Here is a 9,956-nt window from a genome sequence, read left to right on the forward strand (position 1 = left end):
GCCACGATCAGGCGCTGCCCTTTGGATACCGCGCCGCGTGCGGGCCCCAGGTTGTAGAGATTGCGCCCCTTGTCAAAGAGGGGCGTTTCCGGACTGTTGAGATACTTGGCCCGGGCATTGGGATCCATGGCACGTCCGCCAAAACCGATGCAGCGGCCCTGCCCGTCACGAATGGGAAAAATGATCCGGCCCCGGAAACGGTCGTAAGCGGCCCCCCCGCCTTCGGGACGGGCAGACATCCCGGCCTCGACGATCGAATCCTCGTCGAATCCTTTGTCGCGCAGGGCCTGCGTCAGCGCATGGCGATTGTCAGGAGCAAAGCCGATCTCGAACCGTTCCTCGGCGTCGCGGTCAAGGCCACGACGCAGCAGATAGTCCCGCGCATCGGCAGCCAAACCTGTCTGCATCTGCAGCCGGAACCAGCGGCAGGCCGCCTCGGTCACCTCCAGCAGTTTCGTGCGCCGGTCCGTGCGTTCGCGGGCACGCGAATCCGGTTCGGGCATCGTCAGCCCGGCCTCGCCGGCCAACAGCTTGACGGCATCGATGAATTCCATTCCGTCATGTTCGCGCAGAAAGGTCAGCGCGTCGCCCTTGGCGTGACAGCCAAAGCAGTAATAAAACCCCTTCTGGTCATCACAATGAAAACTGGCGGATTTTTCCTGATGAAAGGGGCATGGCGCCCACCAGTCGCCCCGTGCCTGGTTCGACTTGCGCAGATCCCATGTGACTTTTTTCCCGATCACGCGGCTGATCGGAACGCGGTTGCGAATCTCGTCAAGAAAACCGGGAGGCAGGGACATGGCGTGATTATCCGGGATGGCGCATGGAGCGGCAAGCGCGGGTTTGAAGGCAGGACAAAGAAGCGGCTATGCCGCGCCGACGGCGCCCTTCGCAAGGCCCCAGTAGATATCTGCAATACGCGCGCGGTCGAGGCGCCCGCCCTCGCGGTACCAGTTCGTCACGCCAGTCAGCATGGCGATCAGGGCCAGCGTGGTCAGCTTGGGATCCTCGATCCGCATGGCGCCTGCCGCAACGCCGTCGCGTAGAATGGTTTCCAGCACACCTTCATATCGGCTGCGCATTTCGGCGATGCGCGCAAAATTGGGGGGCGTCAGGTTGCGCAGTTCCATGTAGGACAGAAAGACCGCATCAGAGTGATCCAGGCTGAAACCGATGTGGAAGCGCACAAATCGCTCCAGCCGGACCAGCGGGTCGGCGCCCGGCAGGTCGGACCACGCCGCCAGCAGATCCTGCATGTGGCTTTCGAGCAGATCATGCAGCAGCGCCTGCTTGTCGGGCGTATAGGCATAAAGCGCGCCCGCCTGCACCCCCACCGCCGCCGCGATCCGGCGCATGGAAACGGCGGCATAGCCTTCGCGTGCGAACAACCGGCGCGCCTCGTCGCGAAGCAGCGGGCCGGTGATCTCTGCGCGGGAACCTTGGGTGCGGGCCATGGGCGCTTCTACCGTGCCATGATCGGGGTGAAAAGTGCGAAGGCGGGCCGTTGCCCTGTCCGCTCCCCCGGCGTAACCTTTGCACCATGACACATGCCCCTGCCCTTACCGTGATCCTTTTGCTGGCAGCCTGCGGCGCGGCACCGGATTATCCTGCCCTGCTGCCCACCGCACAGGTTCTGGCCGAACCTGCGGTTCCCACCCATGCCGTCACTGCAACGAACACTGACGCACCCGTGGTCGCCGCCGAAGAAGGCCGCGCCGCTGCCTTGCGGGCGCGGGCCGAAGCCTTGCGCGGACCCGTGGTGGAACCGGACCTTCGCCGCCGCGCCGGAGGATGATTGCACGGCGCATCGCTTGCTGGTAAGAATTTCTGACCAGTCAGCGAAAGGCCTGCCATGCCGGTAATCACCTCGATCGACGACCTGAAGACCCTGCACCGCGCGCGAACACCCAGGATGTTCTATGACTATGCCGAGTCGGGCAGCTATACCGAGCAGACCTTTCGCGAGAACACGACCGACTTTGCCCGCCTGAAGCTGCGCCAGAAGGTGGCCGTGGACATGTCGAACCGAAGTGTTGCAGGACAGATGATCGGTCTGGCGGTCACTATGCCGGTCGCGCTGGCACCGGTGGGTCTGACCGGGATGCAGCATGCCGACGGCGAGATTCATGCAGCCCGTGCGGCTGAAAAATTCGGCGTTCCCTTCTGCCTGTCGACGATGTCGATCTGTTCCATCGAGGACGTCGCGGAAAACACGTCCAAGCCGTTCATGTTCCAGCTTTATGTCATGAAGGATCAGGAATTTCTGGCTGCCATCATCGAGCGTGCGAAGGCGGCCGATTGCAGCGCACTGGTCCTGACGCTGGACCTGCAGATCCTGGGCCAGCGACACAAGGACCTCAAGAACGGCCTCTCTGCTCCGCCCAAGATGACGCTGCCCACGATGATCGATCTGGCGACGCGGTGGCGCTGGGGCATGGGGATGCTGCGCACCAAGCGCCGCTTCTTTGGCAACATCGTCGGTCATGCCAAGGGCGTTGGCGACACCAGTTCGCTCATGAGCTGGACGGCCGAACAGTTCGACGAGCGTCTTGACTGGGACAAGATTGCCCGCATCCGTGACATGTGGGGTGGCAAGCTGATCCTGAAGGGCATTCTGGATCCGGAGGATGCGCGCATTGCGGCCGGTTTCGGCGCCGACGCCATCGTGGTCAGCAATCACGGCGGCCGTCAGCTGGATGGGGCGCTGTCATCGATCCGGATGCTGCCGCATATCGTCAAGGCAGTGGGCGATCAGGTCGAGATCCACATGGACAGCGGCATCCGTTCCGGTCAGGACGTGTTGAAGGCACTGGCCTTGGGCGCGGACGCGACCTGGATCGGCCGGGCCTGGGTACACGGCCTCGGAGCCATGGGCGAAGCGGGCGTGACCCGCGCGCTGGAGATCATCCGCAAGGAACTGGACATCAGCATGGCACTTTGCGGCGAGCGGGAACTGTCCCAGATCGGGCCGCAGAACCTGCTAATCCCGAATGGGTTTCTGGACGAATACCAGATCGCCTGAAGGAACGAGTCGGGGCAAGGCTTGCCGCCCTTTGAGCGGCCTGAGAAGCGGCAGGCGCCTGAACAGGGCAGGATTGAACGGTTGCCGGCTTGGCGGCATCCGGTGACAGATCGTACAGGTCACGCACAACGGTCATCTTGCGTCCGGGGCACCTGACGGCAGGCAATGGACGCTCGTGATCTGCATCTGCCCCAAGGTCGGACCGGATCATCCGGCCCCCTTTTTCCGGCTTCACATCTGGGCGCGTCTGCGCTAAGGGCAGCCCTTGGTCGCCACGCACCCTTGGAGGGTGGCGCCATCAACAACTGTTAAGGATACAAGACATGGCCAAAGAGATTCCGGATCTGATGGCCGAGGCACGCGCGGGGACAGGCAAGGGGGCCGCCCGCCAAGCTCGCCGCGAAGGCAAGGTGCCCGGCATCGTGTATGGTGACAACAAGGAACCCGTCGCCGTCGCGTTCGAATTCAACAAGCTGCTGACCCAACTGCGTGCGGGCCGCTTCATGTCCACGCTGTGGAACCTGAAGGTTGAAGGCCAGGACGACGTTCGCGTCATCTGCCGCGGCGTTCAGCGCGATGTCGTCAAGGATCTGCCGATCCACATCGACTTCATGCGCCTGCGCCGCACCTCGAAGGTGAACCTGTTCATCCCGGTCGAGTTCGTGAACCACGAAGCCTGCCCGGGTCTCAAGAAGGGCGGCACGCTTGTCACCGTCCGTCCCGAGGTCGAGCTGGTGGTGACTGCGGGTGACATTCCCGACCACCTGACCGTGGACCTGACCGGCCGTGAAATCGGCGCGACCATCCACATCAGCGATGTGGAACTGCCTGCCGGCGCAAAGCCGACAATCGATCGCGACTTTGTCATCGCCAACCTGGCTGCGCCCTCTGCCTTGCGCTCGGAAGGTGACGACGCGGAAGGCGAAGAGGCCGAGGCATCCGCCGAAGCCTGATGCCGTGCGCATCGGTCGCATGACCATCGGGGCGGTGCCGCTGGTGCCGCCCCTTTTCATTCCGCCTGCGGGTTGATAGCTGCGGCCGCCAAGGAGATTTGCATGGAACCCGTCCACATCATCGGTGCCGGCCTTGCCGGATCGGAAGCCGCCTGGCAGATCGCACGCGCGAGTGTGCCCGTCATTCTGCACGAAATGCGTCCCCAAGTGGAAACCTTTGCCCACAAGACCGGCGACTGTGCCGAGATGGTGTGTTCGAACAGCTTTCGCTCGGACGATGACGTGATGAACGCCGTGGGACAGTTGCACTGGGAGATGCGGACGGCGGGCGGACTGATCATGCAGATGGCCGACCGGCATCGCCTGCCCGCAGGGGGTGCGCTGGCCGTCGACCGGGAGGCCTTTTCGGCCGCCGTGACCGAAACCCTGCAGGCCGATCCGCTGATCGAGATCCGGGCTGGAGAGATCACCGAACTGCCGAGCGACGGCAACTGGATCGTGGCAACCGGCCCTCTGACATCCGAAGCCTTGGCCCATGCCATCCGCGGCGTGACCGGAACGGAGGCATTGGCTTTTTTCGACGCCATTGCCCCCATCGTTCATGCCGATACGATCGACATGTCGATTGCCTGGGAACAGAGCCGTTATGACAAGGGCGAGACCGAAACCGAGCAGAAGGCCTATATCAACTGCCCCATGACCAAGCCTGAATACGAGGCTTTCATCGACGCGCTTCTGGATGCCGAAAAGACCGAGTTCCACGAAGGAGAGACGGCCGGCTATTTCGACGGTTGCCTGCCGATCGAAGTCATGGCCGAGCGCGGCCGAGAAACCCTGCGACATGGCCCGATGAAGCCGGTGGGTCTGACCAACGCCCACAAGCCGCAGGAAAAAGCTTATGCGGTGGTTCAACTTCGCCGTGATAACGCTTTGGGAACCCTTTATAATATCGTCGGTTTCCAAACCAAGATGAAATACGGGGCCCAGACGCAGGTGTTCCGGATGATCCCGGGCCTGCAGGAAGCGACCTTTGCGCGCCTTGGCGGCATTCATCGCAACAGCTTCCTGAACTCTCCCACGCTTCTGGACAACCGGATGCGGCTGCGTCCCCGCCCGAACCTGCGCTTTGCGGGTCAGGTGACCGGTGTGGAAGGCTATGTGGAAAGCGCCGCGATGGGACTGCTGGCAGGCCGGATGGCAGCGGCACAGGCCCGTGGCGAGGATCTGGGGCCACCGCCCTTCACCACGGCCATGGGGGCGCTGGTCAACCACATCACCGGCGGCGCCGAGGCCAAGACCTTTCAGCCGATGAATGTCAACTTCGGCCTGTTCCCGCCCTTGGATGAAGCCCGCAGCGGGCGACGGGGCCGCAAGGACCGCTATCCAGCCTATACGCAGCGTGCCAAGGATGATTTCAACACATGGTTGGCCGCGCAGTAACCCGCTTTGCCCCGTCGCCCACGGGGCTGCTGCATCTGGGGCACGCGTTCTCGGCGCTGACAGCGGCCGCGCAGGGAAAAATCCTGCTGCGCATTGAGGATATCGACCGCGAACGCTGCAAGGCCAAATACGAGGCCGCCATCTTCGAGGATCTGGCATGGCTGGGTCTAGCTTGGCCGCTGCCCGTCATGCGGCAATCAAACCGAATGACGGCCTATCGCGAAGCGCTGGCGCGGCTGGCGCCCTTCACCTATCCCTGCCGCTGCCGTCGGGGCGACATCCGGGCTGCACTGTCCGCACCGCAGGAAGGCGCCCTGCCCGCAGGACCGGATGGTGTTATCTATCCCGGAACATGCCGCGGGCGCGACATGCGCGATGCGGGCCCGGATGACGTGATCCGACTGGACACAGGCCGGGCCTTTGAGGCACTGGGGCTGGACCACGTGGCCTTTCACGACCGTGCCATCCTGCCAAACCAGGATCACGCGCTCACGCGCGGTCAGTTCCTGGACGGGATCGGTGACGTGATCCTGTCGCGGCGCGGCATGGGGACTTCCTATCATCTGGCCGTCGTCGTCGATGATGCCGCGCAGGGGATCACCTTGGTCACGCGTGGCAAGGACCTGTTTGACTCGACGTTCATCCATGTGCTGCTGCAACGCCTGCTGGGTCTTCCGGCCCCACAGTATCTGCATCACAGGCTGATCCGCGACACTGCAGGCAGGCGGCTGGCCAAGCGCGACGATGCGCGGGCCATCCGCCATTATCGCGCCGAAGGAGCCTCGCCCGACGACATCCGCCGGATGGTAGGGCTTCAGCCCATCGGCTGAAGGATCTCGACCTCGGCACCGTCGCGGAGGGCGGTGTAAAAGCAGCTGCGGCGGTTGGTGTGGCAGGCGGGGCCGGTCTGGTCGACCAAGATCAGCAGGCAGTCGCGGTCGCAATCGACACGCATATCGACCAGCACCTGCACATGTCCCGAGCTTTCGCCCTTGACCCAGAATGACTGACGCGAACGTGACCAATAGGTGACCCGCCCCGTTTCCAACGTCCGGGTCACCGCGTCCGCGTTCATCCAAGCCATCATCAGCACCTCTTTCGACACGTGATCCTGCGCGATAGCCGGGATCAGGCCGTTGTTGTCGTATTTGAGGCGGGAGGGGTCGAACATCGGCTTTCCTTTCAAGGGGGGCGTTCCTATCTAGACAGCAGAAACGCCGTGCGAAAGCCCGTCAGGAGAACGAATGGCCGACAGTGACCTCATGCAGCTTTATTCGCGGCGCATCCTGGCGTTGACGACCGCCATCCCGCATCAGGGAAAACTGGAGGCAGCGCAGGCGACTGCGATGCGGCGGTCGCCGCAGTGTGGATCATCGGTGACGGTGCATCTGACGATGAAGGACGGGCGCGTTGCCGATTTCGCCCAAGAGGTGCGGGCTTGCGCCTTGGGGCAGGCTTCGGCCTCGGTTCTGGGTCAGGCAGTGATCGGGATGGATCAGCCCCGGATCAGGTCTGCGCGCGACCAGCTGGAGGCCATGCTCAAGGCCGATGCCGATGCCCCTGCCGATCCATTTTCCGATCTGGAGGCGCTGATTCCCGCGCGAGCCTATCCCAACCGCCATGCCTCGATCCTGCTGGCTTGGGATGCGACGCTGGAGGCGATGGATCAGGCCCAAGCCTGAAGCAATGTCAGAGAAACAAAAAAGACCGGCCCTTGAAGGGCCGGTCCAGGTGCGCGTGCTTGGACAGAGGCGGTGCACAGGCGGGCACCGGCTTCGCAACGCGGGGCAGATCGACAGTCAGGCCTGCAGGATGGCCGGCAGCCAAAGAAGGACAACGGTTGTCACGGTTACGGCGGTGACACCAATCAGGTCGCTGACAAAATCCAAGTTCATGGCGGCAACTCCTATGTTGCTGCTTTGTTCTCATGTTCTGGCGATTCGGTAAAGAACTTTTTAAGAACATTCCTGTTCTCACCCCACCTGTATCAGTCGAATCGCTTGGTCTTGCTGCATCAGCCACATCAGCAAACGCAGGGCGAGGCCGCGGGGACTGTCCAAGGTCGGGTCATGTTCCAGCAGGTTGCGCGCGTCCTGCCGGGCGATGGCCATCAGGCCCGGCTGGTGTTCCAGATCCGCGATCCGGAAGCGGGGAAGCCCGGATTGCGCCGTCCCAATTACGTCCCCTGCGCCCCGCATCTCCAAGTCGACCTCGGCGATCCGAAACCCATCCTCGGTGTCGCGCAGGGTTGTCAGGCGGCGGGCGCCGGTTTCGTTCAAGGGGGGATGATACATCAACAGGCAGGTCGAGGCGCCCTTGCCCCGGCCCACGCGCCCCCTCAGCTGGTGCAACTGCGCCAAACCAAAGCTTTCGGCACGTTCGATCACCATGATCGTTGCCTCGGGGACATCCACGCCGACCTCGATCACCGTGGTCGCCACCAGCAGCTGGGCCTGTCCGCTGGCAAAGTCCGCCATGGCTGCATCGCGCTGGTCGGGCGGCATCTGGCCGTGAACCATCCGCACCTGTTCACCAAACTGCGCCCGCAGATAGACGAACCGGGCTTCCGCCGCGGTCAGGTCGGTCACCTCGCTTTCGTCGACCAGTGGGCACACCCAGTACGCCCGCGCGCCTTGGGCCAGCGCCGCCCGAAGACGCTCGACCACCTGATCCAGCCGCTGGTCCGCGATCATGACCGTGGTGATGGGCTGGCGGCCCGGCGGCTTTTCATCCAGCACCGACAGGTCCAGATCACCGTATTGCGACAGCGCCAGCGAACGTGGGATGGGCGTGGCCGTCATGATCAGCATGTCGGGCGGCACCACGCCTTTTGCCGAAAGCTCCAGTCGTTGCGCCACGCCGAAGCGGTGCTGTTCGTCAATGATCGCCAGCCGCAGATCATGGAAATGCACGTCCTTCTGAAAAACGGCATGCGTGCCCACCAGGATGTCGATGCGGCCTTCGGCCAGGTCGGACAATATCTGACCCCGCAGGTCGCGCTTGTCCCTGCCTGTCAGGGCTGCCAGCCGGACGCCTGCCGCACGTGCCAAAGGTTCCAGCGCGCGGGCATGCTGGCGGGCCAGGATTTCGGTTGGAGCCATCAGAACCGCCTGCCCCCCCGCCTCGACCGCGACAAGGGCGGCCAGCATCGCGACCAGCGTCTTGCCGGCACCGACATCGCCCTGCAGCAGGCGATTCATTCGTCGGTCACTGGCCATGTCAGCCGCGATTTCCTCGACAGCCCGGGCCTGCGCGCCGGTGGGCGGCCAGGGGAGGCTGTCCAGAACCTGCCGGCGCAGACGTCCGTCGCCAGAACTGGCGCGCCCTTTCTGGCGGCGTCTATCGCGCCGGACCAGTGCAAGCGTCATCTGATGGGCCAGGAACTCGTCATAGGCCAGCCGCGCCCGCGCCGGATTATCGGGTGACAGTTGCGCGGCCGAAACAGGAGCATGGGCCTGACACAGCGCTTGCGCAAAGCTTGGCCAGCCCCGCGTCGCGATCAGCTGCGGGTCGATCCATTCCATGGCTTCGGGAAGACGCGACATGGCAGCCTCGACGGCCTTTGCCATGCCCTTCTGGGTCAACCCCGCCGAGAGCGGATAAACAGGCTCAAAGGCCGGCGGCAGCGCCTCATCCTCTCGCAGGACGTGATCGGGATGGACCATCTGGGCCACCCCTTCGAACAGTTCGATCTTGCCGCTGATGATGCGGCGCGCGCCTACCGGCAGTTGCCCTTCAATCCACGCCTCGCGAGGACGGAAGAACACCAGCGTCAGGTCCCCTTCTCCGTCCGAGCAATGGACGCGCCACGGCCGGCCGCGCACCTGCGGCGCGTTGTGGCGGGTGACGGTCACCGCCAGCGTCACGATCTCGGGTGCGCGGGCATCTGCGACACGCTGGATGCGGCGACGCGTGATGCCACTGGCGGGCAGCGTCAGCAGCAGGTCGCGAGGCTTGTCGATTCCCATCTGCTCCAGCGCTGCCCGGCCCTTGGGACCGATTCCGGGCAGCGTGTCGATGCCGGCGAACAGGGGGAACAGCGCGGGCGGGCGCCCCTTGGTCTGGCTCATCCAGCACCCGCAATGCGCAGCCACTCATCCTCGTCGATGACCGTGACGCCAAGATCCGCGGCCTTGGCGGCCTTTGACCCGGCCCCTGGCCCCGCAATCAACAGATCCGTCTTGGCACTGACCGATCCCGCGACCTTGGCCCCCATGGCCTCTGCCCGGGCTTTGGCCTCGGCCCGCGTCATGCGTTCAAGGGTGCCCGTGAATACCAGCGTCTTGCCTGAAATCTCGGTTTGTCTGGTGGTTGTGCCTTCGGCAGGCAGGATCGTCAGTTGCGCCACCAGCCGGTCGATACCCTGACGCTCAGCGGCCTGAGCGAAGGTGGTGACCAATGCGTTCACCAGCACCGCACCGACGCCATCAATACCTGTCAGTTCAGACCAGTTGGGGCTGGCTGCAAGAAGCGCCCGCCGCGATTTTTCGTCGGGCGCGGCAAAGGCAGGCTCGGTGGCGGCGGCGTCGATGGCGGCAACC

The 9,956-nt window shown here is 64.0% G+C and carries 11 protein-coding genes; 6 read left to right on the plus strand and 5 right to left on the minus strand.

Going from position 1 to position 9,956, the window contains the following annotated elements; genetic code table 11:
- Positions 1–800, minus strand: an 800-nt coding sequence (locus tag ACLHHB_RS17035) for a DNA primase (protein ID WP_410219474.1), incomplete at its 3' end; no start/stop codon positions are given.
- Positions 801–866: 66 nt separating this feature from the next.
- A complete protein-coding gene (locus ACLHHB_RS17040; protein WP_410219475.1) occupies positions 867–1,454 on the minus strand; it encodes a TetR/AcrR family transcriptional regulator in 588 nt (195 codons plus the stop codon).
- Positions 1,455–1,540: 86 nt separating this feature from the next.
- On the opposite strand from ACLHHB_RS17040, the gene ACLHHB_RS17045 reads away from it, so the two are divergent.
- From ACLHHB_RS17045 to gluQRS, 5 genes are all read left to right on the plus strand, one after another.
- Entirely contained in the window at positions 1,541–1,795 is a 255-nt protein-coding gene (locus ACLHHB_RS17045; protein ID WP_410219476.1) for a hypothetical protein, read from the plus strand.
- Positions 1,796–1,852: 57 nt separating this feature from the next.
- Positions 1,853–3,022: an L-lactate dehydrogenase gene (locus ACLHHB_RS17050; protein WP_410219477.1), complete on the plus strand. Its 1,170-nt coding sequence runs from the start codon at positions 1,853–1,855 to the stop codon at positions 3,020–3,022.
- 323 nt (positions 3,023–3,345) lie between these two features.
- Positions 3,346–3,975, plus strand: coding sequence for a 50S ribosomal protein L25/general stress protein Ctc (locus ACLHHB_RS17055; protein ID WP_410219478.1), 630 nt, complete (start codon positions 3,346–3,348; stop codon positions 3,973–3,975).
- Positions 3,976–4,077: 102 nt separating this feature from the next.
- Positions 4,078–5,415, plus strand: a complete 1,338-nt coding sequence (gene trmFO, locus ACLHHB_RS17060; protein WP_410219479.1) for a methylenetetrahydrofolate--tRNA-(uracil(54)-C(5))-methyltransferase (FADH(2)-oxidizing) TrmFO — start codon at positions 4,078–4,080, stop codon at positions 5,413–5,415.
- Positions 5,397–6,245, plus strand: a complete 849-nt coding sequence (gene gluQRS, locus ACLHHB_RS17065) for a tRNA glutamyl-Q(34) synthetase GluQRS (RefSeq protein ID WP_410219480.1) — start codon at positions 5,397–5,399, stop codon at positions 6,243–6,245. Before trmFO ends, gluQRS begins: the two co-directional genes overlap by 19 nt.
- On the opposite strand, the gene hisI is transcribed toward gluQRS, so the two are convergent.
- Positions 6,230–6,586: a phosphoribosyl-AMP cyclohydrolase gene (gene hisI, locus ACLHHB_RS17070; RefSeq protein WP_410219481.1), complete on the minus strand. Its 357-nt coding sequence runs from the start codon at positions 6,584–6,586 to the stop codon at positions 6,230–6,232. The two genes, gluQRS and hisI, sit on opposite strands and share 16 nt — an antisense overlap.
- A gap of 73 nt (positions 6,587–6,659) precedes the next feature.
- Between hisI and ACLHHB_RS17075 the strand changes: the two genes are divergently transcribed.
- A complete protein-coding gene (locus ACLHHB_RS17075; protein WP_410219482.1) occupies positions 6,660–7,097 on the plus strand; it encodes an iron-sulfur cluster assembly scaffold protein in 438 nt (145 codons plus the stop codon).
- 291 nt (positions 7,098–7,388) lie between these two features.
- Here the strand turns inward: ACLHHB_RS17075 and recG are convergent, their stop codons facing one another.
- Together recG and ACLHHB_RS17085 are read right to left on the minus strand one after the other, a co-directional pair.
- Positions 7,389–9,485 carry an ATP-dependent DNA helicase RecG gene (recG, locus tag ACLHHB_RS17080; protein WP_410219483.1) on the minus strand — a complete coding sequence of 699 codons (2,097 nt, stop codon included), beginning with the start codon at positions 9,483–9,485 and terminating at the stop codon, positions 7,389–7,391.
- On the minus strand, positions 9,482–9,956 hold a 475-nt coding region (locus ACLHHB_RS17085), incomplete at its 5' end, for a BRCT domain-containing protein (RefSeq protein ID WP_410219484.1). The genes recG and ACLHHB_RS17085, both read right to left, overlap by 4 nt.

Source organism: Paracoccus sp. (in: a-proteobacteria) (assembly GCF_046462195.1).
GTDB lineage: Bacteria > Pseudomonadota > Alphaproteobacteria > Rhodobacterales > Rhodobacteraceae > Paracoccus.